This window comes from Spiroplasma endosymbiont of Dioctria linearis, assembly GCF_964030865.1.
In the GTDB taxonomy this organism is placed as follows: domain Bacteria; phylum Bacillota_I; class Bacilli_A; order Mycoplasmatales; family Mycoplasmataceae; genus Spiroplasma_A.
This window is the reverse complement of record NZ_OZ034984.1, coordinates 182,272-208,888: the sequence shown is the minus strand read 5'-3', so window position 1 is coordinate 208,888 and position 26,617 is coordinate 182,272. Positions and strand designations below refer to the sequence as shown.

Here is a 26,617-nt window from a genome sequence, read left to right as displayed (position 1 = left end):
TTTTTTAGACCCCCCAATACCTTTGATATTAATATATTTTATAAAATTTAAATAAATGAGAAATATCAATGTGCTTTTAAATTAAATACCAGTTTTTGATTCAAGAGCCTTATGAATAGATTCCATATTAACTGGTAATTTTACTAAGTTTTTTATAGGTATGTTTTTTTTCAAAAAAAATAAGAATAGTCAATTAATTTCTTTTGTATTATTTGTTGCAATTACAATTGAGTTTTCTTGTAAATCAAATTTAAAACTTTTAATATTATGTCTATCTAAAAAATTTCTTAACTCTTTTACATCAAATTCAGAATCTAGAAATAATTTATACTTATTATAAATATTTAACTCTTCCTTTGAACCTAAAAAAATTAGTTTTCCCTTTTCAATAATTATATAGTCATCAATTATATCTGTCATTTCATCAATATTATGAACAGTGAAAATAATTGTTTTACCTTCTTGCTTAAATTTAATCAATAAATTTTTAACTTTATTTCTTCAAATTGAATCTAAGTTAGCTCCTGGCTCATCCATAATAATTATATTAGGGTCTTTTAAAAAGCAAAGAATAAAATTTATTCTATTTTTCATTCCTCATGAGAAATTTTTTAAACTTTTATCTTTTGATTCTCACAAATTAAAATACTCCATTCAGTATTTAACTCTTTCCTTAATTAGATCCTTCTTAACTCCATATATTGAAGCCATAGTTTTTAAAAAATTATAAGCTTTCATATCATATAGTGAGAAATCCATTTGAATATAAATCCCAATTTGCTTATTTAAAATATGATTGCTAATTTTTTTTCTATTACTATCTTCAATAAAAATATCTCCCTTATATTTTTTAGTAGCTCCAATTAGAGAATTTAAAATTACAGTTTTCCCACTACCACTGCTACCTAGAAAGGCAACAATTCGATTTTGTTTAATCTCAAAGTCAATTGGTCCAATAGAACTTTTTTTAAACTTTTTTAAAAAATTTTCAAATTTAATTATTGTTAAATCTTTCATTCTAGTTTAAATCCTTTCTATTTAATAATAGGATAGAGATAAATAAATTAATAATGGCAAAAGTTAATTGAATGATTAAATAGATATATGGTGGAATAAAATTATTATAGGATAAGGGATCAATAGTATCTAAACCTAATTCATTTTTATTTATCTTAAAGGAATAAAGTTTATAAGGCAAAAATGAATTATCTTGATTATTAAAGTTAATTACACTAGTATTTTCTTCATTAAATCAGATACCCTCTGAAGCATTCTTTGCATAATATGTAAAATTCAATAAATTATTTGCAATAAAGTTCATTTGAAAAAAAAGTTCATTTTTTGTTCTTGCCTTTTGATAATCAAAATAACTTTTATTCAATGAAATTGCTTTAGTAGTTGCAATTGTATAAATAGAACAATATTTAATAAAATAATCTTCAAGAATTCTAGCTGTTAACATAACTGGGCTAAATAAACCCTCTTCTGAATTAATCAGAGTATCCATTTCTGGTGATTCACTCAAAGCAATTCCACTAGTATTTCTTCCTAAATAATTTGTATACATTGATTTTATAAGCTCGCTTGTTAGATTATTTTTTGCTCCTAATATAACTTCCTCACCAGTTGTTTCAATTTTGAACGACACTTTTGAAACCTTTGAGGTTTTATTTTGGATATAAGATACATCAGATCCTTCTACTATTGAAGGAAAGTCATCATATAGCTGATAAAAATTTTTTTGAAAAGTTAAATCATTAATAAAGTATTTATTAATATAAGACATAAAATTTAAAAACTCCATTAAAATCTTTTGATATTCATTATTTGAATCCTTTGATAATTCAATTAGTTCATCTCTGGTAATGAAAGTATCTTCAACAGAAAAATTAATATCTACTTGATCACCAACTTTTCAATCTGCTTTAGATCAGTTATCTGGAACTTTTGCTAGTCTTTGATTAGTTAAACTGTAATTTTTATTTTCACTATTTATTAAACCTAAATTTCTTCAAAACTGCTTTCTTAAATTAATAATATTTGCTGTTTGAAAAGACTGTCCTGATAGTAACTCATTTTCAATAAAAAAATTATTAATATACTTACTAAGTAATGGATATTTAATTTGTTCGTTTTTAATGTGTTCTTGTAAATCAAAAGCCTTATAAATTTCAGTAACTTGAAAAGCTTGACCACCCTCAAAACTTAATACAATACTTTTTTCAGATTCTTTCATAAATTGTGCTGGTAAGCTATTAATAAAATTTGTAGCCAAAATAAGGGAACATAAAATTGTTGAAACCTGCATTTTTAATGTAGTGGATAAAAAAATAAAAAATGAAGTTAAACAAAAGCCATAACATAAAGCATAAATAAAGTGAACTAATGTTATTCTTAAAAGAACTTCGTTTATTTTTAAAGATGCAAGTGAAAGAAAAATATTGGGTAGTAAAAAAATAATTGTTTGAATTGCTAGCAAATAAATTAAAGTCGTTATTACTAATGTAAATATTATTTTTTTTCTAGAGATATTAGTAGAAATCATTAAATAAATTGTTTTATCATCAATTTTATTATTAAGCATCAACTGAACCATTCTTAAAATTAAGAGAAATAATAAAACTGAAAAAGTAATTATAAAAAAGTAATTATAAAAAAGTATAATACTTGTATTTGATTTTTTATACACTGATATTAAAATACTGAAAAATAAAGTTAGTATTAAAATAATAAAAGACAAAATTATAATAGATTTGTCTTTTAAATATAGTTTAAGATTGAACCCAATTAGTTTTGCTAATGGAATCGACTTTTTATTTTCAACTATCATATTAACTAACACCCTTTTTAAACAAAAATCCTCCATTTGATAGTAGATCATTGTCATTTGAATTAAAATGTATATCAATGAAAAATACTCCAAGTTGAATTCTTAATTGGTTACCAGTTGCACTACCTGACTTATATTTAATACCATCATCTGTTAAAGAAAATCTTGCACTTGAATTTAAATAAAAATTAAATTGTCCTATTTTTCCATTCTTTGCTATTTCTTTATTATATTCTGGACTTGTTTCTAATCCTGAACCAACAATTAAAGTGTTTAGTTCAGATTTTGAAAAATTATCTTTATTATTTTTAAATAACTCATTAGCATTTTTTCAAACTCTTTCATCTGAGAAAGTCATAATACTATCTTCACTAGAACTAATATCATATGAATTTCTAAAGGCTTGCATGCTATCTAAAATTTGTTTTGAATAGTCTGCTCTTTTAAAAAGAGAGCTATTGTCATTTTCAACACTATAGTCAAAACCTAAAACTAGTGTTGGTATTTCATAAATTATATCTGCTACTTTTATTTGTAGTCCACTTATATTTAAAGTTCCAAAACCTAAAACACTTTCGAAATTAGTTTTGCTTTCAATTGAACTAAATCCTCTATCCTTTATAAAGCTTTCAAAACTTTTTTTAAAATTTGTATCATCTAATTGCTTTTCATATTCCTTTTTAATTATTTCTTGTTTTTGTTCATAACTAACATTTGGGTCTTTATTAATTAAAATTTTATTAAATATATCTGATTGAGTAGTTATAGTTTTTGCATTTGAAGAGTTAAATTTAGCATATTGTTTATCTCATACAATATTTTCAGTAGACTGTTCATTTGTTATAACTTCAGAACCAATAATTGAATTCTCTTCTAAAATTTTTTTTGTAGCATCAGCTATTTGACTTTTAAAACTTCCTTCAGTAGAAGAAGTATTAGTATAATTTTTTACATCTTCTTGAATATTTTCTTTAAAAGCAGAATCTGATATACCTAATTTTGAATCTGTTAAAAATAAGGGTGACTTTTCACTTTTATATAACTGCTCTCCTAATAATAATTGAATTTGATTAATTGATTCACTAATTGTCTCATCATTTAACAATGAGAAAGTTAATGCTAAGTAGTCACTATTTTTATGTTGCAATTCATTATTCTTCATATAATTTATATCAATTGCTATTGAAAATGAAACTGTTGCTGAAAATTTACTTTTTCCTGCAGCATTACTTTCGTTGTTGCTTTTAATATTGATATCTATTTTATTTTCTTTTAAATTAAGATCATTATAGATACCATTTGGTAATCCTGTTGTTAACAAGTTATATTCTGGTTGATTTCCTAAGGCATTTATTTTTGTTCTTAAAGCAGTATCATCTAGTAAAATGTTTAAGTCGTGCTTAAAATCATTTAATAATTCCCCTTCTAATACATGCTCTCCATTTTTTAGACTACTAAGCTTACTTTCATTTAAAAAAGTAAACCCCTTTTCTTCAACACTATCATTCATTACAGAAAAACCTAAGCTTTTTTCTGAGTAATGCTTATTAAATATGTTTTGAATTTCATTTTCAAAGTCTTTAAATAGTTCCTCAAAGACATTTTCATCTGGAGCAGGGTCAGTTACCTCTTTATTACCACAAGCAATAACACTAACACTAGTTGAAATAGTAAAAGTCATTGCTCCTAAAAAACCTAATATTTTTTTCATTTTATCTTCTCCTTTTATAAAACTATTTTTAGTATATTTAAAAAAAAAAAAAAAAAGCAAGAGTTTTATTGGAAAATAATAATACTAAAAAACTTTATTTGGTAGGTATTGGGGAGGCTAAGTAACATTATTTCCTAAAATTTTGGATCATTTCGTTTGGTGTACATCCATTTTTTAAGATTATATTTGTACTATTAAAAATTTTAACAAATTTATATATACAAATTCTAAAATGTTGATCATTATTAAATTTATTACCAAATATTAAATAAAAATACTTTTTGACTCATCTATGTGTTTGTTCTACAAATTGATTACCTTTAAATCCTGATACTGAATTTGATCTAATTATATTATGTTGCTTACAAAATTTTTCCGTTTCTTTACTTGTAAATGCAGAACCTAAATCACTATGCATAATAATTTTATTTATTCTAACTAAGTCCATTTTTCTTACTAAACCTTCTAGCATTTCAAGAGTTACTAGTATATTTTCAGAGTTGCCAACTGAATATGAACTAATTTCATTAGAGTAAAAGTCATATGCAGGTAAAAATAAGCGTTTGTTTTAACTCCTCCAATATAAATATTTTTAAATCATGTACCATCGATTCCAATCCTTTCTAAATATTTATTAGAGCTATAATCTCCTTTTATAAGATCTAATGAGGTATATTTTTTATGAGTACTTATTCCCATTCTTGTTTTTGATTTAGAAGATGCTATTTCTTTTTTTAATTTTAATAAAACTTCTCTTCTAAGTTCAATAATTGTCTCTCTAGAAAGATTTATATTGAAGTCTTTTAATATCTTTAATCTAGCTTTTTCAGCACCAAAGATACCGTCCTTCCTTGAATAAATACTTTCTACGGCTTCTTTTGCATGAATATGATATTGTCTTTTATATTTGGGTTTTCCTCTTTTAATTCAATTAGTATAACTACGATAACCAACACCATAAATTAGAATAGTTTGTTTTGCATCATTTCCCATTAATGATAATTCATATACTGTTTGATATATCTGAGTTATATCTTTTTTTGTATATGCCTTTTTATTAACCTTTTGATAACCTATTAGAAATGATGCTATGGACTTTTTTAATAACTCAACTTCCTTCTCTGCTTGTTCTCTTTTCTTCTTTTCCTTCTTAAGTTCTATTAAATCAGCACTTCGTTTAATTTGTGATTCTAATTCAAAAAGCCTCTTTTTCAATTCTTTATTCTCTTCACTATATTTGCTAACTTTATTTTTAAGTCTAACTTCATTGGTTTTACTACGTTTTTTCCTCTCAAATACTTTAATATCAGATGACTCATGATATTTTTGATATCAATCTAAAATACTTGAATTAGCTTTTATATTATATTTAATTGCAATATCTTTTAATTTAATTCCATTAATATAATCATTAACAGCTTGAATTTTTAACTCATTTGAATATTTCATTTAGATACAACCTTTCTTGCTAATACAATTATAATCTTGTTCTAAATTATAAAACGAAAAAATTGGGAGACCTATGTACTTAGACCACCCAATACCATTTTTTTTATGGCACCTATAGTTTATAACTAACTCTATTATTATAAAAATATTGACACATTTTCAAATTATAGTATGAGTAATAAGCAATTATTTCGCTACATATTAACAAGCGCCTTTGTTCCCCTTTATAATCAATAAATGAATTTTTTATGAAACAACTACTATTAAATATAATGAAGCAAAAACAATTAAGATTAATTAATGGATTATCTTTAAGAAAAGACTCTTTTAAAACACAGAGATTTAAGTTAGTTTATAGTATTAGATATACAAGATAAAAACTTAAAAAGGATAAAGAGATTGAAACTAGAAATTTTATTTATAAAATACCAATACATTACTTGCAAATAAAATTTAGCATCTTTAAAAGATGAAATAATGGAATTATTTCAAACTAAACATTATGACTTTAGTATTAGAATTTATTAAAAATTAGAATAAAAAAAACTTATACATATAATTTGTATAAGTTCTTTGATTTACTTAAATTTAACTATAAACTATTTATTTCCTCAAGTTTCTTTGAATCAAGCTTCAAACATTCAATTTGCAACAGCATCAAAGTTAATAGCTCATGTCATTAATCCACGAATGTGAATATTGTCATTTTCTAATAAAACATATGCTTTATAAATTGATTCTCTTGTTGCTGCACCTCTACCTGCAGTTTCATTAGTAGCAGCTCCTAAAACAAATTTATTTGTTGGAATTTTTTCATAGAAATCATTTTGAGAACTATATTTTGTTGTTAAATATTTTGTTACTAAGTAGTAGAATTCTCCTCTATACTCACTATCATCATTTGAAATATAAGATTTATTAACTCCTAAATAGTCTTTTTCTTCTTGATCAATAAATGGTCCAAATGCTCATCCATTATAGTATTGAGGATTAATAAAATCATAAATACCATCAAGCCCTTTTAAGAAAGGAATATAACTTCCTTGACTACCAGCTTCTGTATTATATTTTAAGTACGGTAATTCTGGAGCCATTGTTAACATAAATTCTTTACCTTTTGAGTTTTGAATTTTTTTAGCTTCTTTTAAAGCTGAGATTGTAGTTTGTTGACTTTCTCTGTCTCCAAGTGCTCCACCTTCTCAATCGATATCAATTCCATCAAATCCATATTCATCCATGTACTTAATAAATGTAGCAGTTAATTGATCAGTTTGGTCTTGTCTAAATCTCATTTCTCCACCAGTAGCTCCACCCATTGATAGAATTACTTTTTTACCAGCATTTTGTAAAGATTTAATTCCTTCTTTAATTCTAGTTTTGCTTGTTGGACTAAATGGTTCAAAAGTAGGCATTGCATATGGTTCTCATGTATATAAGAATGAAATATCAATTACATTATATGCAGAATTTAATAATTCATTACTATTTAATAGATCAACTGGATTATTGTGTTGTTCTGATCCACCTCACTCATATCAGTATCCTACTAATAAAGCGTCATTAGATGGTTTTGGTTTTTCACCATTAGCTTTTAAAGTATAAGTAATTAAAACTTCAGACTCTTCTTTATAAAATTCAGATTTTGCTTTTGCTTTAATTTTTGCTCCAGTTGTAGTAATATTTTTAACTTCAATTTCATTTTTTATTACATTTTTATTTTTGCCATAAACTGCATCCAAGATTGCTGAAGTATTTGCGCCATCAAGCTCTCCTAAATCAGTTTGTTTTAAGTCTTCTGCTAAATCTTTTTTATTTTCAGGTACAACTTCTTCTTGTTTAACTGTAAAGTTAACTTCAGCAGAACCTTTATAAATTTTGCTTTCACTAATAGAATTAATAGTTGCACTTGTTTGTGTTATATTTTTAACTTCAATACTTCCTAAGTCTAAGTTTGGGTTTTTTTCTACTAAAGTACTTAAAATTGCAGCTTCTGTATTTTCATTAAGTTCCCCCAACTGATTGTTTTCAATAACATTGCTTAATTCTTTGGCCTCTATAACAGTTGTTGAAGTATAGAAATTAATCTCGGCAGAACCTTTATAACTATATGAATTTTCTTTGGCATTTACTTTTGCTGAGAATTTTTGATATTCATTATTATCACTTGAAATTTCTGTTATATAAGAGATTTCAATTTGATTTGAATCTAAACTTCTATTTGAATTGTAAACTAATTCTTTTACTTTTAAATCTTTTAGTTCTTCACCTTCTGCTAATTTAATAGCAGAATTTGTATCAAAGTTTTTATTTTCAATAACTTTACTTAATTCTTCTTTTTCAAATGGTTTAGCATTTTCTGAAATACCATATGAAAGTCATACTTCATCTTTATATACTTCTTTACCAGCTTCATTAGGAATTAAAATTGAGTTATATTGATTAGTACCTTTTAAAGTTAATTTTGAAGTATCTAAATTTGGATTGTTTCTTTTAACAGCTTCCATAATGGTTGCTTCTTTTGTATCTGAAATATTACCCAATCAAGTTGTTTTAACTTCATTATAAAGTGAAGTTGCTCCTGCTCCTTGACCTGCTGAATTTCCTTTTAAAGTAAAACTAATGTAGCATTCATCTTGATATACTTCTGAGTTTTCTTTAGCACTTACTTGTGCTCCTCAATCACTTATTGATCTAACTTCTAACTCACTAGTTTTAATTCCACTATTTTTTTGCTCTAAAGCAGTTAATATATTTCTTTCAGTTTCTTCTTTGTTTGCACCAACACTAATATCACCTAATCAACTGTTTTTTACTACAGAAGAAAGAGCTTTTTTTGAAGAAGATGCATCATTAATTACACTATAAGAAACTGTTGATTGACCTTTATAAAGAGTTGAATCACTCTTTGCTTCAATTGTAGCCCCTCATGAATTAATATTTTTAACTTCTAATTGGTCTGTATTAAGTAAAGGATTAAGTCCTTTTAGCTCTTCTTTTATTGTATTTTCATCATTTTTGTCAATTGTTCCCAATCAAGTATTTGTAATAGATTCTCATAAATATTGAGAATCTGCTTTTCTATTACCAAAATCAAATTTAACACGAGCTTCTCCAGAATAGTCAGTTGCTTTATTTTTGGGAACAAAGACTGCATTTCCATTAAATAAATCAACATCTTTTAGTGCTAATTTATCAACATCCACTTTTGGATTATTCTCTTTAAGTGCTTTTTTTAAAATATTCTCACTTACATTGTTAATTTTACCTAAATCCTTTTTCTTGATAATCTTATCAATGTTTTTTGTATTATCTGAAGTTGAATTACAGCTTACAACAGCTGATGATGTTGAAGCAGTAAATGCTATTGCAGATAAAATTGATAATAATTTTTTCATACTTTTACCCCTTTTTTTATTTATACATATAATAATTATATATTATAATAAAAATATTTTTATTATATTAAAATATTTTTATAAGCATAAATAATTATATCCAAAACACTAATAAGCACCTTTTTTCTTCCTTTATAATCAATAAATAGAGATTTTATAAAATAACTACTATTAAATACTAATAAAATATCTGTAAATAAAACTCAACAATGTTTTAAAGATGAAATACTAGAGTTATTTCAAACTAAATACTATCAACTTAGACTCCTCATTAATACCGTAGAGCAATATACTCTAATAAAAAAACATATTCACAAATTTATGGAATATGTTTTAAAAGTATCCAATTATAATCTATATCTATGATAACGAACACCATAAATTGGAAGAGTTTCCCTTCGCATTCTTTCCCATTAATGATAATTCATATACTGATTTATATATCTAATTACATTTTTTTTATATGTGTTTTTATTAACTTTTTGATAAACTATTATAAATAGTTCTATAGAATTTTAAAATAATTCAACCTCTTTTTCTGCATTTTCCTTTTTTCTTTTGCTTCTTAAACTCTATTAAATAAACAGCCCCTTTAATTTGGGCTTCTAATTCAAAAAGTTTCTTTTCTAATTCTTTATTTTCTTTACTATATCTACTAACTTTATTTATAAGTTTAACTTCATTGGTTTTACTACGCTTTTTTTACTATCAAATACTTTAATATCAGATTACTCATGATGTTTTTGATATCTATCTAAAATACTTGAATTAGCTTTTATATTATATTTAATGCAATATCTTTTAATTTAACTACATTAATATAATGATTAACATCTTGAATTTTTAAAACATTAGAATATTTCATTTATATACAAATATTATTGGTCATATAATTATAATTTTGTTCGGAGTTATAAAACTAAAAACTGGGTGACCTATGTACTTAGATTAACACAATGCCTTTAAAGATATAAACTCCTATTTTTTGTAATTTTTATTATATTCCTTTAAAAATAAAATAATATCTTCTTCATTTTTAAATTCTTTTTTAAAAATATTATTTATTTGTTTAAGACTATTTTCACTATTAATTAAAAAAGAGTGCTGAATCATGCCAACTAGTTTTTTATAATCAAAATCATTTCTAAAAATTTGTTTAATTTTATTAAAATATGAGTTGGGTTTTTTTAAAATAATTTTATTGTTATTTTTAATAAATGTGGCACCCATATATTTGAAATTATTCTTATTTATGTCTATACTTTTTTGCTTTACTTTATTTATTTCTAATTTTAACTTTTCAAATTTTGAACTAATAATTTCCAAAATTGATTTTTGATCTATTTCAATTTTTGATGAAATAAGTATATCATCTGCATACCTTGTATAAATTAATTCTTCTTTTTTACATTCTTTTAATATTTGCTCATCAAAATCAGTTAAATATAAATTTGATAAAAATGGTGAGCAAGAAAAACCTATTTTCAGTCCTCTATTTTTAATACAAAAGTGTTTTACAATTTTCTTTATATCTTCAAATCAAAGAATTTTATTTAGTTTTTTTCATATCATTTTAGAAAGAATATTAATATCAATACTATCAAAATACTTTTTAATATCAATAGTCAAAAAATATTCAGAACTATTATCTACATGTTTTTCTAACATTTGAATATAATTTTTATTTTCTCTATAAGAAAATAAGTTATCTATAAAAATAGATTTTTTATTAAAAAGATATTGGGAATTAAAAATAATTTCAAAAAAATTATGATATTCCTTATAATACTTAAACTCTTTTTTATAGGTATATATCTGTCTAAACTTTAAATTCCTATATATACGAAATGAACATCAGAATTTTATCTTTTTTAGAATTAAATAGTTAAGATCTTTTAATTCTATTAAATCAGATATTTCACTTATTTGTTTCTTAAAATTAGTAATTTTCATTTTATAAAAATCTTTTTTTAAAATTAAACTATTTTGTAATAGATTATTATAGACAGAATTTTCCAATTCTAATATATCATTATCAAGCGATATTATTTCTAATAAATTTAGTATCTCTAATGTAAATTCTATATATTTATATGGTATGCATAATTTATTAACTATATTCAATTTTGTTTTAACTCTAAAATCAATTAAAAGGTCTTCAATTAGAACTTCCCTTCTATTTTTGTGCTTATGTCTTGAAGATAATCACTTTATAGTTTGAAGAGCTTCGAGATTAAACTCATCTAAAATATCTTTACAAATAGTAGATTTTGATATTTTTTTAGTATTGTAAGATGCTATTATACAAAGTATTATATTAAAAAATTGTCTATATGGAATTTCAACATTAATAACCTTATTTTCATAATCTATATTATACTTTATATTTTGACTATTAAAGTCATGCTTTTCCTCTCTTTTTTTATCTTTAAAAAACATATATGTTAAATTATTATTTAATCTAATAGTTTTGTCCATTTTTCTTATGTTATAAAATAATTGTCTATTATTATTATCATTTTTATATAAAGAAGTTCAAAATAAAGTATTCTTTTTTGTCTTTTTAATATTATTTTTGATTTTTTTAAATTTATTTTCTATAACAAAATATTTTTCCTTCATAACTATGTTTGAAAATTCTGATTCGTTATTATAATCTTTATTTTTAATATAAATTATTTTTTTTTCTTTTGAAATTAGTGTTGATAGCATTTTTTCCATGCTAGTTGCATCAGTATCATCGAAACAAATAATTAGTCTTGCTAATTGAATCATAAGTGATTCTTGCTCCTCTAAATTAAACTCTAATTTTTCTTGAATGCGTTTTCATTCAATGTTATCAGGAATTAAAAAAAAAGAGTTTTTAAATTCAGGAAATTCTCTTAATTTTTTTACTAAAAGATTTCTTTTATCATCAACTCTTATATCTGCTCCAAAAAGCAAAATTGGTGAAAGCAAATCAATATTTCATTTTCTAAAAATATTAATCATGCTTTTCACCCTTTTCTTCGTCTTACATAAAAATAAATCCTAGCCTTTGGTTCTTAGGAACGAAGAACCAAATTATCTAGATATTTTAGATTTGTAGATGTAAATCTATCAAATATAAAATTTCTAGAGAATTAGGTTATTTATTTTTAGCTTAAAAATATAATATTGTTCTTCCATCAATGGACAACTACTAAGACGACTTTTTTATTATATAATAAAAAATTATTTTTTTATAGTAAATTAAAAGATAAATCAATATTTTTTATGAGTAATAAGCGATTATGTCCCTACATATTAACAAGCGACTTTGTCCTCCTTTATAATCAATAAATGGAGGTTTTATGAAAGGACTCTATTGAAAAATACAGCCTATAAATTAGGTTATAGTGTTAGACACACAAGAAGAAAACTTAAAGAATATCAAGAAATTGGAGCAAAAGCTTTTATTCATAAAAATGCAAATAAAACACCTATAAATAAAATTCAACAATTATTTCAAACAAAATATTATGACTTTAGTATTAAACATTATTGAGAACTAACTTGAAAAAAGAGAATAAGTTACTCTGCAATTAGGCACATATTAATAGAAGAAAATATTTTAATTGAAAATCTTAACAGAAAAATAAAAAAAGATATTCGTAAAAATTTAAAGGTAGCAAACCAAGAAAATTTAACAAGCGAGTATCTTTCAAATTCAATTATAACAAGCAGACCCCATCCTACGCAAAGGAAAATTGTAAAATTTGGAGAAATCTACGAAACTGATGCTTCAAATCATCAATGAATTAAGAACTTAAAAAGTCATTTGCATATTGTAATTGATAAAGTTAGTAAAAGGATTTTGGCAGGCTATTTCAGCGAACAAGAAACTACTGAAAGTTATTATAATATCTATAAAAAAGTCTTTAAACATTATGGTTTACCAAAACTAAATGCTAGTGATAATCCCAATGTTTTTAGTAGTAAAAATAATCGTGACCATTTTGGTGATAGTGTCTCAAATACACAATTGCAGTTTATTTCTCACTCTTTAGGAGTAAATACAAAAACAACGTCAATACCTCAAGAAAAAGCATTAGTTGAAAGGACTTTTTGAACACTACAAAGAAGATGGCCTCAATTAATTAGACTCTTAGATTTAAAAAATATTGAGCAGTTAAATAATTATTTACCCCATCTTATTCAGAAATACAATCAAGATTTTTTAATACCTTTAGACCAATTAGAATCAGTAACTAGAAAGTTTGATCAAGATCAATATATTTTTTTCTCTTATCAAAGTGAAAGAACTATTGATAATGTTCATAGTATTTTTAAAAAAACTAAGTGATTTATATGTAAGGGCTATACTCCAATTTACTTTAAGCCAAAGTTAAAAGTAATGGTTATGAAGACGATAAATAAAAAGTATTATGCACTAATTGGAAATGACATTTACAATCTTATTCAAGTTAAAGATGAACGTTTACATGGAAGTATGAAAACACTATTAAATGATGAATTTAAACTACTTAAATATCCAAAATTGACTCTCCTTGGAAAGCAACTAACTAATATTTTTTGATAGAAAAGAAAAAATACAAGATATATTTATTATATAAATCCTAGTATTTTGGACATATTCGCTTATTATCTACATTTCATAAATAGGCTTATTGTAATCAAAAAATTAAATTGTACTATTCTACTTTTCTTGGTGTATGACCTTGATTAAACTTTTTTTAACCTCTATTTTTAATTCTTTACTGTATTTTTGTTTTTTTATTTAATTAAAAAAAGAAGAAGTTTTACTACTGGTAAACATAGGTTTCCTTTTTCTCGGGTATTTTATGCATAATCTATTATTATCTAAATACTTTATAAAAGTTTTAACTCTCTTAAAAAACATTCATATATAAATAATTCTGCTTTACTACTCTCTGTTTTATTTAAATTATTTAATTCCTTTTTAAAATCTTGAATTGTTAGAGCATTATTATTTCTATCAATAATTATTAGATCACTATTTTTTGTTGGTTTTATATCTAAACTAAAATAAATTTTAAAGTCTGGAGAAATTGAGAAAATATGGTTATTATTTATAAATTCAAAATATGTTTTTTTAATTATTCTAATTTTATTACCTGTTGGTGTTCAAAAATCAAAATCATGATTTTTACATGCATTACTTAATTTTAAACCAATATCTTTACCTATTTTATCTAATCTCTCATTATCAAATCCTTTTATTTTATTGTTAAAGTTTGGTATCATATCTTCCTGAATTAAAAATTTCTTAAATGGATCTTTATATAGATCTAACTTTATTTTTATGGAACCAATAGGTCGTAAATACGCTTCTACTGTTGAATATGAATGAAATACTTCTGAATAATCTACTTTAATAAAAAGTAAATCGCTTAATTTTGTTAATACCTCATTCTTATTTAAATTTGAAATGTTTTTAAAAAGTTGTTCAATTGATTTATTTAAATTAAGTTCTTCAATTATATTATAACACTTATTTTTTAATTTATAATTTTGTGAAACTATTTGAAATGCGTTTTTATAATCAAAAAATTCATAATTTTTTGTTTTAAATTTTAAGTAAGAATCATTAAACTGAGTGAAATATTTTTTATATTTTACTATTAATAAATTTAACTTCTTTCTTATATCTTTTTTTAATAAAAAATTACTATTATTATCAACATATTTTTGAAGCATTGAAATAAAAATTGAAACTAATTGATTAAAATTCTCTATTTCAATATATGAAAATTTATTAGTCCAATTATTGATACTCTCATTATAGTTATCTTCTAAATAAAAAAGGTTTAATTTATGAAGTTTTTGAATTTTATTAGTGAACTTATTCAATAAAAAAATTTCATCCCTATTTTTTCTAAAGAAATGCCAAGTTAAAAACCAAAAAATAATAGTAAGTATTGGAGAGATAATCCACCCAAGTCAAGTTAACATTTTATTACCATCCTTAATTTTAATTTAATCCTACCATTTTAATATAGGTAATGGAAGTATTAAAAAATTTATTTACGCAAATAACTACTGTACTGTTATTTTTTTTGGACACCTATATTTTATTAATAACTCTATTATTATAAAAATATTAATACATTTTCAAATTATAAATATATTCATTCACAATATTATATTTATAACAGTCCTTGAACGTTTCTCTTTTAAGAGTACTTCATATCCATTGCCTATTCCTTGTCAATCTGCCTACTCTTGGCTCTTAGTAATAAGTTATTATGTACCTACATATTAACACGCGACTTTGTCTTCCTTTATAATCAATAAATGAAAGTTTTATGAAAAGATTACTATTAAATTGCTAAAATAAGAAAATCTCACACTCATATTTTATAACAGGCAAACTTTATATTAAATAAACTTCAAGTTTAGGGAAATATATAAAAATAATATTTCAAATCAACAATTAATTAAAAATTGAAGATATCTTTAGTTTATTTAAACTTTTTTAAAATAAGTAATATCAATTTAAATATCTCAAAAAAATTATTATTCGTAAGAGTTTTGGGAATGTTGCAAACAAGGTACAGTAAATAATTATACTCTTTGATTTAAAAAATATTGAGCAGTTAAATAATTATTTACCAAATATTATTAAAAAATATAATAAAGATTTTCAATAATATTTAGAATATTTAGACTGACTAACTAAAAAAATTAATCAAGATGAATATATTATTTTCTCTTACCGAAGTACAAGAATTATTGATGATATCATAATATTAATTTTAAAAAATATAAGTGATTTATACATAAAATATTCATTCTCTTTTACTTTAAATAAAAGTTAAAAGTAAGGGCTATGGAAATAAGAAATATGTCGTATTAATTTGAAATTATACTTACAGTTTAGTTCAAATGAAAAAGAATAATTTATATGGTGTATTAAAACATTATTAAATGAGAAGTTTGAAGCTTTTAAAACATCCAAAATTAATTCTTTATTAAAAGTGCTAAATTATATTTTTTGATAGAGAATAAAAAAATAATTTTCATTTAATAAATGAAGTTTAAATTTTTGCATAACATCTACACTATTTGTATTTTATATTATAAATTTTATTCGAAAACTTAATACTGATTACTCTAAATTTACTTTTTTATTGTTATAAAAATAATAAATTAAATTTATAGAAAATAATTATTAAATAAATTATTGTATACTCCAAAAAAATTATCTTTATAATCTATAATATTTAGCCTTATTGATGATTGATTTTTATATATTAAGTCACTAATTTCATTAAAATATATTCGCTCTACTTTATAACCATAAAATTCTGATTCTATGGCTATGGATATTTCATCTTCTGGAATATCACCCTTTATAAAAATAATATTGCTTTTTAAGTATCCAAGGTATAAAAATAACGAATAACTATCTCTATCTATTTTTTCTGATCAAAAAGCTATTTCATTGTTTTCCTTTTTCAAATTTTCAAGATTGATATATTTATCACCTTTTAAATTTTCATATTTATTTGTAATAGTATATCAAAACCCTTGTTTCTTAAACTTATTAATATTTACATTAAAATTTTTTAAATAATCCATTGTTTTAATATCTATTAATTTTTTAACATTATTACAATCTTTATCATTGTAATAATAATAATTTATTACACTTTCTCTATTTTCAATAAATTTAAGCGAATTCAAAATATTTAAAAATAAAATATTGTCTTGATTAAAACTTAGTCCTATAATATCAATATCAGTTATACTAAGAGAATTTAATTTATTTATAACTAAATTTTGATTACTATTTTTTTTATTTTTCCATAAAATATTTACATCATTTTCTCCTATTTTTCCATGTAGATTTAAAATTATTTTTTTTCTAGAACAATGCTCATTAATTAAACTTAATATTTTAGTATAATTTGTTGTTAATAAAATATCATAACTATTTAGAAAATTAGTAATTTTATTATTATGATTTAAAAATTTTCTTACTCTTTGTTCAGTTATTTTTCACTGCTCTTCAATATAAAAGAGAAATAAATTTTTTACAAAAGTTGATATAATTTCTTCAGTATCTTCATTAAAAAATTCTTGAATCCTAAAAGAAATATCGGATATGTAATTTTCAATTGAATATTGATTAATATTAGAAACTAAAATGGAGTAAATAATCTCTTCAAAAATTTTATTATAATTATTTTTAACAAAATTTTTTTCAATTTCATTATAGTTTCTTTCTTCTAAAAAACTATCTGAAAATAAAGTAATTATTTCAAAATTTTCTATGGAGTTTATTATTTTAGTTTTCATATTGTTTAATTCCATATTTTTATTGAATTGAATTTCAAATCCATTTCCTATCAATAAGGCTTTCATAATTTACTTCCTCCACTTTTCTAAATAAATTTTAATCTTCATATTACTAATTAAAATATATTCTTTTTCTTTTTTTATATATCTTTATTATATAACTAACTCTATTCTTATTGTAAAAATATTTATGCATTTTGAATTCCTATTATATGAGTAATAAACGATTATGTAATTACATATTAACAAGTAATTTTATCATCCTATACAATCAATAAATGGAGGTTTTATGAAAGGACTACTAATAAATATAATAAAAAAAATAGGTTCTAAATAACCTCAAATACGAATCCTTAAATTAATTATAATCATTAGCTAGAAAATTAGAAAAATATGAAAATATTTTCTTTTCATATCGAAGTGAAAGAACTATTGGGGATTTCCACAGTATTAATTTTATAAAAGATAAACATTTTATATATAAATGTTTTATTCTAATTTATTTTAGACTAAAAATTGAAAATAATATCTATGGAAAGAGCTCCCAAAAAAAGCAAGTTCTTCTATTAAATAGAACTTGCTTTTTAAAAAATAATTATTTTATATAAATTTTATTTTCCGATTTTATTAAAACCACTAGTTTTATTAGTAGTCAAACTAATATATTTTATTTTCTGATTTATTAAAAATTTTGAGAAATAAAGTAATATTATTAAATTACAAAATCATATAAATCATCATCAAAATCTGCAAAATTTACTTCATGATCTTTTGTCATATTTGTCTTTTTATAGTCACTAATTATTTTTTCAATACCATTTTCTCCGTAAAAACCTTTAAACTCTTTAATTCTAATTTTTTTGTCAAATAAATTTTTTATAATAGTATTTCTTTGTTCAGATAGATGTATTGCTCTATGACATTCCGGACAAAGCGAAACAAGATTATAATAATTATCTAAATTTATTTCATAATTCTTTTGAACCTCCTCATTATATGGAATGAAATGATGAACTTCAAAATACATTTTTCCACTTGATAAGCTAATGAAGGTATTTTCTTTTAAACAATTCTCACAAAAATTTACTTGGTTTAAATAATCAGTAACTATTTTTTTATTTCTGATAAGTTTCACTATAATAGTTTCCTTTTTATCACTTTCTGGGTCATACTTTTTTAATTTATAAAATTCTGATTTTTTACTAATAAATCATTCTTTTGAAAATTTATCAGTACTATTTTTAAATTTACTATTTTCAAAAAAAATATTCATTATTTCAACTTGTTTACTTGTTTTTCCTTTCAGTCCGGCTTTTGGAAGACCACATCAAACTCGGAATAAATAATGAATATTATCTATTTTTAAAACTCATGAGGTATGAGTTCTTATTTCATAATTTTTAACATTTAATTTTATGTATTCAATAATCTCTTTTCTTACCATTTTTAAAGTTTTATCAAAATCAATAAATTTAAAAAATGCCTCAACGCATACTTTTTCATCATCATAAGTTCAAGCTACATTCATTTTCTTATCCTCTTATAAATCCTTCTAATTCAATACCTGGCAAATAAACATTATAAGCAATTTGAGTGTCCAATTTATTAGACATGCTATCTTTAAAATTTATTTTGTAAATAACAATTAATATTTTATCTTTGTTTGTTACGTATTTATGAAGATTTGAATCTCCAAAGTAGTTTTTTTCATTTAACTCTTCATAACTTCTTTTACCAGCTGCTGGCAAAGTAAACTTTAAATCCTTATCTCAAACTTTACGTTCTTGCTTTTCATTATCAGATCTTATTAAAATAGTCTTAACTTTTTTACTATTATAATTTCCATCTTTAAATATATGTGAAAAATTAATATCAATTTTTTCAAGAATTGCTTGATCAATGTTAATTTCTTTTGAAAATTCTTCCCAGTTTAAAAACTCCCTATATTTACTTTCAACAGAATTATTATAGACCTCTTTTATTCCATTATTTTTTAATTCTTCACAAAAAATTCACTCTAAGTTATTAGTTTCCTTGTATTTTTTTTGTGTCTGTCATTTTTTTATAGATACATAGTTTACCTTCGCAACATTTCTTCTTGTTAATCTTTCTTCCTTGGGTAAAGAATAAATAAGATTATTTAAAAAAATCTGTGTATCTATTTCTCCCTCGTCAAGACTATACAATTCTTGTCATAAGGATTCTTCAAAATTGGCTATAATTGAATACATTTCTTTTAATTTTGGTGTTGTAAAAACTTTTACATAATCAAGTATTTTTTTTCTATATCCAAATCATCTTGCTCTTTGTAAAACTGTATCTACATTATTCTTTTTAGCAATTCTTGTGATATATGTAACTAAAAGATTTTCTAAAGTAACGCCTCTTTGCAATAAATCTGAACCTATATATATAACATATGGATCCTTAATATCTTTAATTTTAAGACTATTTTTTGTTCCATTAATTACTTGAATAGATAATTCTCCAAGCACTTCTGAAAAATTCTCTATAAATTCTCTATCTTTTTCTAAATCAACTTTTCTATTATTTATAATTTCAAATCCAAGATTAACAAAATTTTTAAAAATCAAATATTTTGCATCAAAAGGATCCTCACTACATTTTTTATATTCTAGTAGCATTTTATCCAATTGACTTTTAATAACTTCATGCTTCTTAATATTTCTTTCAATGTGAACAAGCATTTCATAATTTTTCAACTCTATTTTATTTTTAGTTGCATTTATGATACTAATAATAAAATATGAAATTGCCTTTCTTATCGAAATTGGGGGATCCATATTATTTTTATCACTTTCAAAAGTTTCAGCATCAATATCGTCAATTAATTCTATGAAATTTGAATCATCATCCAAATGAAAGTCAGTTAATCCTATATAATCTTTTCCTGGTTTAGTTAATTTAATAAATTTTGGCGACAGTTCTTCTTGTTTGGCAAGTAAAAAATTTGCATAAGGAGTTGCTGTAACAGTTAAATATGAGAAATTTCTAAGCTCTTCTGTCATTTCTATTATCTGTTTGTTTAGTTTAGTTTTGTCAATAAATTTTGGTTCATCCTTATTTTTTTGATTTTCTTTTTTGCTAAAATTGCCATCCAAACTAGCTTGATCACCTTCATCATCTATTATCAAAACCCTTCGATTATCAAAAATATTTTTATTATCTTTTATTGCTTTAATAACTTTTTTAAAGTGAGTATGTTGCTTAAGAATAGTTACAATAACTTTTTTTTCATTTTTAGGATCAAAAAAACTACCGGCCGATCCACTTGTAATACTTTCTGAACTATCAAATACGCTTGTTTGATAAACTTTACTTTCAATTCTAAAACTATTTTTTTCTTTAACAGATCCAAAGACTTCTTCAGCTCTTGTATAATTCTGATCCAATAATGTATTATCTCATCCTCCAATTAATAAAACAGTATCAAAACCTTTATCAAATGCTAATGAAATTATGCCTAAGAAATTTGATGTTTTACCTGATTGAACCTTACCTACAATAACTCCAACTGAGTTTTTTGTGTTACCTTTTTCATCGATACATTCTTCTATTATTTCATTAGCTTTTGATATTATTTCAGAAACACCTTCTTTACCAATTTTTGAGGTGTACTTATCTTCAAAATTCTTAATAAAATTAATACTCATATTTTCTCCTTTTAATTATTTTTTATATAGTTTAATAAATAATCATTAATTACATTTGTTATTCTAAGTGGGTCTACTCTAGAATCATTAGATTCTCTTCTTAATTTTAAAATTGAAGCAACATAAGCAAAAGAAAATGTTTTAATAAATATTATAAAATCTGGCATTTCTGTGTATGGCTTAAAAAATTGGTGTTCAATATGAATCACAACCTCAAAATGATTTTTTATTTCATTTATAATTTTTATACTAATTCACTCTTTGGGCTTTTGACTATTATCAATAGTCATTTTAAGTTTTCCATTATTTTCTAGGAAAATAATATTATCTAATTGTTTAACTTCTTCTTCTCTATTATCTTCTTTTAATTCCATTTCATTTGATGCTCTAATGAATTCAATTTTATTATTTGAACTAATAATATCTTTAATATCTGAACCTAACATTTTTTTAATATTATTATTACCAATATTTATGTCTTCATTATTTATCTTAGAAATAGCAGTTTTATCTACTTTTCTTAAAATATTAGATCAGTTTCTTAATTGTAAAGTTTCTCTAGTAATAAAATTAATGAAGCTATCTTCTAAACCATCATCTCAACTAAAACCATCCTTTGCCTGATTTGCAGGGAAATTGTCCAATTCTATTTCTCCATATAATCTTTGATATGAAAAACTACTTTGGTCTCCAAACATTTCCTTTGGTCTGTAGTTATTTTCATAACCTCCAATAATTGCTCTACCCCTTCTAAATAATATCAAACCTGCTTTACTTCTTGAACCCTCTTTACGAATACCTACAAATCCTTTTATGGGATATACTGTACCATCAAAGTTAAAACTTCCATTAATAGTTTTTGTACATACTGTTGGTTTATCAATACCTACTATTTCACCAGGTTGAACAATTCTTGGTTCAACCTTTAAGAATTTTAATGGTGGTATCAAAGATAATTTTTCAAATTCTTCACCTTTAAAGTCATAAAGCTTATTTTCTTTTAATTCTGCAAAAGTAATATTTATTTCCTTGCTACTAATATCTTTTCTATAAATACCCGTCAAAAGATTTACTAAAGTTTCCTTTTGTTTTTTAGTTCTTAAAGGTTTATTTAATTTTTCTAAAGTTATTTTTGTATAATGCTTTGTTTTAACTTCTGAGCTAACATCAATTGGAATAGAGTTAGGACTTTCTTTTGAGATCTTATCAATATCCATTAAGACTTTATACTTTTTATCAGAACCAAGTTCAGATGATTCCACAGTTCATTTATCACTAAATCAAGTTGCTGCTGTCTTTAATCCCATTCCAAATTCATTTCTTCCGCCCTTATTTTTTGGTGGTTTTCCTAAAATAACAGCTCTTTTAAAATTTTCTAATTCCATTCCATAAGCATTATCTCTTATTTCCAAAGTTGACTCTGAACCACTATTTGAATAAAGAATAAATATTGATAATTTGTAATTTTTATTATTATTTTTATAAAAATCACAAAGTTTTTCTTTATTTTCAAAAAAACTAGCAGTTGAATTATCAACAAATTCTGCTATTGCATATGGTTGAGTATAACTAAGTCTTTTATAAGTTGCATAGATACTTGTGTCTGGTCTAAAATCTAATTCATAAATATTTTCCATATTTTACCCCTTTTTATATAAATCTTCATATCATTTTATAAGCGTATCAAGATTATATTCTGGATACGTTTCAATGAAAGTACCACCTATTATTTTATCAGCTATTTTATTTATTACTATTATTTGTTCATCTTTACAAGATAAATGAATTTTTCTATGGCAATTTGCACATAATGTAACGAGATTTAATTTTGAGTCTAAAGTTTTTTTAAAATTTTTTTGAGTTTTCATATTATATGGTATGAAATGATGTACTTCAAAATATTGAATATCTTCATTTCTTTTTCTAAAAGTTGTTGTAGAGTCACATGCTTTACAAAATTGATTTTGTTTCAAAAAATCAGAAATGATTCTACTATCTCTTTTTAATTTATTATTATTATCAATATTTTTTATATTATTATGATCAAAATCTTCAACTTCATTTTCTACAAAATTATCAATAACAAAATCAAAAATATCCTCATCATCAATTTCATCAAAACTGGTTTTGAGTTTTGCCGGACTTTCAGAATTTTTATTATTATAGTCATTTAAAAAGGCATCAATTAATAAATTAAGGTCCTTTGAAAAAAGAGTGCCTTTTTTATCAATAAATAAATTATCATCCTTATTATTTAAAAAATTCCTTATATCATTATAACTAATTCAGAAAGAGGAATAACTTTTTGAGACTTCTTTTTGAATATAATTTTCTATAAATTTAGTAATATCTTTTGTAATAAAAAATAAATTTTCTTTTCCTATATTTAAAAAGGCAAAATATGAATTAATTGCATTTTTTAAATATAAATTATTTTTGATTTGAAATCTCTTATTGTTATTATTTTTGGTTCCAGAGTTTTTAATGTAATTCATATTTAAACTATATTTTTTATTATTAAAATCAAATTCAAAAGAACTATTAGAAATTTTTTTAGAATTTGAAGTAAATTTTAAACTCTTTATATTAGTCTTTGATGAAAGTATTTTTATAAACTCATCAAAAATCTCCTTAGATTTTTCTTGTCTAATATCAAATTGATTCGAATCTTCTTCTATCTCAATCATATCAACTAAGTTCTTATATTTAATCATTTTACTTTCTCCTATTTATAAAAATTTTCTAAAATGTACTTGATAATTTGTTTAACAACATTTATATTAATTGAATTGCCAAATTGTTTCTGAGAAATAAAATCATGTCTTAAACTAGTACCATATATATCAGAATAAGATTTAAATTTAAAATCAAAATCATCACTTTTAATTTTATAAAAGTTTTGCAATTTACCAGTTTCATTAGGTGTCAAAAATCTTCATTTTTTTCTTTTATCATCATAAACAAGAGGAGTTTGTACCATTGCAACTAAGGTTGGAAAACTTTCTTTTCTTCTACATCTTATTCCAGATTGTCTTAGTTGGATAAAAGAGTTTTTAATGTCCTTATTTTCCCTTCCTGCTTGTCATTCAAATTTTTTTTCTCTTGCTTGTCAATTTTTAACTCCATATTCTTCTTTTCACTTATCAATAAATTCCTTATTTTCTTTATAAACTAATCACATATCCTTTAAATATTTTTTTCTTCATTCAGAAACTGAGTTATCATTTAATATTTCATTCTGTCTTTTTTTTGAAGTAAACAAATCATCAAATCAAATAACTGGCAAACTTCTATTTGTAGGTAATTTTATTTTTTTTAAAAACTTTCCCCAAGCTTCAATTGCTATTTTAACTTTATTATCAACCATATCAAAATAATCTTCTAATACTTCTTTTTCAATTATTTCATTATACAAATACTTATTTTCTAAGTTCATTTTTGGTTTATCAATAAATTCCAAATCAGATACCAAATCTTGTCTTACACCGATTATATATACTCTTTCTCTTTTTTGGGGAACACCTATTTCCGTTGCAGATAAAATTAATGGTTCTTTTGTTGTTATATAACCTAATTCTCTAATCGTATCTAATATTAAATTGAAAGTTCTTGATTTATCATGTTTCACTAAGTGCTTCACATTTTCAAGGAGAAAAAATTTAGGCTTTTTAACTTTTAAAATTTCAGCTATTTCAAAAAATAAAGTTCCTCTTGTTTTATCTATAAAACCAAGTTTTTTCCCTGCATTAGAAAACGTTTGACATGGAAAACCAGCAAACAAAAAATCATGATTTTCTATATCATTTTTATCAATATCTCTGATATTAATAATTTTATTTATATCATAATTAAAATTATTAGAATATACTTTTTTTGCATATTCATCAATTTCACTTACAAATACACATTTTGAGTTTAGATTACTTTGAAGTTCATTTAAAGCCGATTTAAGAGCATAATGAAATCCTCCAATACCAGCAAATAAGTCAATAAATTTAATTTCACTCATAAATAACCTCACTTTTCTTATAATAAATGGTTTTAGCTTATATTACAAGCCCTTAAAAAAGAAAATATATATCTTTGCAGATATATATTAAACTTCTTGATTTTTTTTATAACTAAATTATTTAATAAATCTTGTTTTTGTTTTTGTTTTTTTTGCTAATTTTTCAAGTTTCATAATGACAATATGCAATTACAAACCTTAAAAAATCCTAAACCAATAGTTGCTAATAAAAGTCCTCAAATATCTCCACTTTTTGCTCTTTTAAAACCAACAATTGTAAAATAATACCAAACCTAAAATTAGAATTTTTTCTAAAAATATTATATGCTTTCTCCTTAAATTACTTAAAGAGTTTATAATAAAAAAACAAATTTCTTTACATTTGACAACATCCTAGTAAAGTTGAGTCATCTAAATCTAAAGCAAATTCAAATCTTGTTTGATAGCCAATATCTGCTGTAATTTCAATTACTTTTTTAAATATTGATTCAAAAAAGTCTTGATTAAACATTGCAACACTTCCCCCAAATACTATTATTTCTGGATTAAAAAAGTAAATTGCAGTAGATATTAAACTTATTAATTTTTCTTCAATCATTGAAAAAAATGCATTGACAATTTGATTATCACCTTTTTTGTATAAGTCAAAAGCCTCTTTTGATGAATTAACTTCTACTCCTAATTTAGCTAATTGTAAGCAAATATTTTTACCACTTGCTAAAAATTCAATTCCACTTCTATTTGAATTTTCACTATTATACATTGGTAAAGCATTGGCGATCTCTAAAGCAGCCCCACTAAAACCTTCAAATATTTCTCCTTGGTTAATAAAACCAGCACCTATTCCAGTTGAAAAGGTAAAGTATAAAAGTGAGTGTAAATTTTTTCTTATGCTAAATTGACCTAAAGCAGCTACATTACCATCATTGTTTATTTTGACATTTTCAATTTTAAATAGTTCTTTAAATTCTTGTAAAATACATTTATTATTTCAATCAGGTAAATTATAAGTAACTAAAATTGTTCCTCTTTTTAAGTTTAAAGGCCCAGGACAACAAATACCAATAAAATCAATTTGTTCATTTCAACTATCAACTGTTGCTTTAATTTCATCTAAGTTTTTTTTCATGTTATTGCCATCTGTATCAATAACTTCTTTTTTTATTATTTGATTATTTTCAATTAAAGCAAACCTAATCGATGTTCCACCAATATCTACTGCTAACTTCATATTTACTTACCTTT

General features: G+C 23.0%; 17 protein-coding genes. 2 read left to right on the top strand and 15 right to left on the bottom strand.

Translation table 4 applies throughout. The annotated features are described in order from the left end of the window. Window positions 1–81: 81 nt before the first annotated feature. The 5 genes from AAHM84_RS00920 to AAHM84_RS00900 form a co-directional block, all read right to left on the bottom strand. The gene (locus AAHM84_RS00920) at window positions 82–1,017 is read right to left on the bottom strand and encodes an ABC transporter ATP-binding protein (protein ID WP_342259036.1); all 936 of its coding nucleotides are present in this window, start codon (window positions 1,015–1,017) and stop codon (window positions 82–84) included. Between the two features lies 1 nt (window position 1,018). After that, window positions 1,019–2,908, bottom strand: coding sequence for an ABC transporter permease (locus AAHM84_RS00915; RefSeq protein ID WP_342259035.1), 1,890 nt, complete (start codon window positions 2,906–2,908; stop codon window positions 1,019–1,021). Further along, a complete protein-coding gene (locus AAHM84_RS00910) occupies window positions 2,832–4,541 on the bottom strand; it encodes a lipoprotein (protein WP_342259034.1) in 1,710 nt (569 codons plus the stop codon). Before AAHM84_RS00910 ends, AAHM84_RS00915 begins: the two co-directional genes overlap by 77 nt. Before the next feature lie 127 nt (window positions 4,542–4,668). Further along, window positions 4,669–5,064 (bottom strand): hypothetical protein, encoded by a 396-nt coding sequence (locus AAHM84_RS00905; protein WP_342259359.1) that lies wholly within the window; start codon window positions 5,062–5,064, stop codon window positions 4,669–4,671. Beyond that, entirely contained in the window at window positions 5,025–5,990 is a 966-nt protein-coding gene (locus AAHM84_RS00900; protein ID WP_342259033.1) for a transposase, read from the bottom strand. Before AAHM84_RS00900 ends, AAHM84_RS00905 begins: the two co-directional genes overlap by 40 nt. Window positions 5,991–6,238: 248 nt before the next feature. Here AAHM84_RS00900 and AAHM84_RS00895 point away from each other — a divergent pair, with 248 nt between their 5' ends. Continuing rightward, window positions 6,239–6,367, top strand: coding sequence for a hypothetical protein (locus AAHM84_RS00895; RefSeq protein ID WP_342259032.1), 129 nt, complete (start codon window positions 6,239–6,241; stop codon window positions 6,365–6,367). Window positions 6,368–6,589: 222 nt separating this feature from the next. Here AAHM84_RS00895 and AAHM84_RS00890 read toward each other — a convergent pair whose 3' ends face one another. Further along, on the bottom strand, window positions 6,590–9,385 hold the full coding sequence (locus tag AAHM84_RS00890; protein WP_342259031.1) for a glycosyl hydrolase family 18 protein: 2,796 nt from the start codon (window positions 9,383–9,385) through the stop codon (window positions 6,590–6,592). Window positions 9,386–10,363: 978 nt separating this feature from the next. Next, window positions 10,364–12,376, bottom strand: coding sequence for a reverse transcriptase domain-containing protein (locus AAHM84_RS00885; protein WP_342259030.1), 2,013 nt, complete (start codon window positions 12,374–12,376; stop codon window positions 10,364–10,366). 355 nt (window positions 12,377–12,731) lie between these two features. Between AAHM84_RS00885 and AAHM84_RS00880 the strand changes: the two genes are divergently transcribed. After that, on the top strand, window positions 12,732–13,946 hold the full coding sequence (locus tag AAHM84_RS00880) for a hypothetical protein (protein WP_342259029.1): 1,215 nt from the start codon (window positions 12,732–12,734) through the stop codon (window positions 13,944–13,946). A gap of 290 nt (window positions 13,947–14,236) precedes the next feature. Here AAHM84_RS00880 and AAHM84_RS00875 read toward each other — a convergent pair whose 3' ends face one another. The 8 genes from AAHM84_RS00875 to AAHM84_RS00840 form a co-directional block, all read right to left on the bottom strand. Then, window positions 14,237–15,238 (bottom strand): hypothetical protein, encoded by a 1,002-nt coding sequence (locus AAHM84_RS00875; RefSeq protein ID WP_342259028.1) that lies wholly within the window; start codon window positions 15,236–15,238, stop codon window positions 14,237–14,239. A 1,305-nt stretch (window positions 15,239–16,543) separates the two neighbouring features. Further along, window positions 16,544–17,755, bottom strand: coding sequence for a hypothetical protein (locus AAHM84_RS00870; RefSeq protein ID WP_342259027.1), 1,212 nt, complete (start codon window positions 17,753–17,755; stop codon window positions 16,544–16,546). A gap of 646 nt (window positions 17,756–18,401) precedes the next feature. Further along, window positions 18,402–19,217, bottom strand: coding sequence for an HNH endonuclease signature motif containing protein (locus AAHM84_RS00865; protein WP_342259026.1), 816 nt, complete (start codon window positions 19,215–19,217; stop codon window positions 18,402–18,404). A gap of 4 nt (window positions 19,218–19,221) precedes the next feature. Next, window positions 19,222–21,363: a Z1 domain-containing protein gene (locus AAHM84_RS00860; protein WP_342259025.1), complete on the bottom strand. Its 2,142-nt coding sequence runs from the start codon at window positions 21,361–21,363 to the stop codon at window positions 19,222–19,224. A gap of 11 nt (window positions 21,364–21,374) precedes the next feature. After that, window positions 21,375–23,000 carry an ATP-binding protein gene (locus AAHM84_RS00855; RefSeq protein WP_342259024.1) on the bottom strand — a complete coding sequence of 542 codons (1,626 nt, stop codon included), beginning with the start codon at window positions 22,998–23,000 and terminating at the stop codon, window positions 21,375–21,377. 3 nt (window positions 23,001–23,003) lie between these two features. Continuing rightward, the gene (locus AAHM84_RS00850) at window positions 23,004–24,077 is read right to left on the bottom strand and encodes an HNH endonuclease signature motif containing protein (RefSeq protein ID WP_342259023.1); all 1,074 of its coding nucleotides are present in this window, start codon (window positions 24,075–24,077) and stop codon (window positions 23,004–23,006) included. Between the two features lie 11 nt (window positions 24,078–24,088). Next, entirely contained in the window at window positions 24,089–25,372 is a 1,284-nt protein-coding gene (gene dcm, locus AAHM84_RS00845; RefSeq protein ID WP_342259022.1) for a DNA (cytosine-5-)-methyltransferase, read from the bottom strand. 376 nt (window positions 25,373–25,748) lie between these two features. Next, window positions 25,749–26,603: an ROK family protein gene (locus AAHM84_RS00840; RefSeq protein WP_342259021.1), complete on the bottom strand. Its 855-nt coding sequence runs from the start codon at window positions 26,601–26,603 to the stop codon at window positions 25,749–25,751. Window positions 26,604–26,617 lie beyond the last annotated feature (14 nt).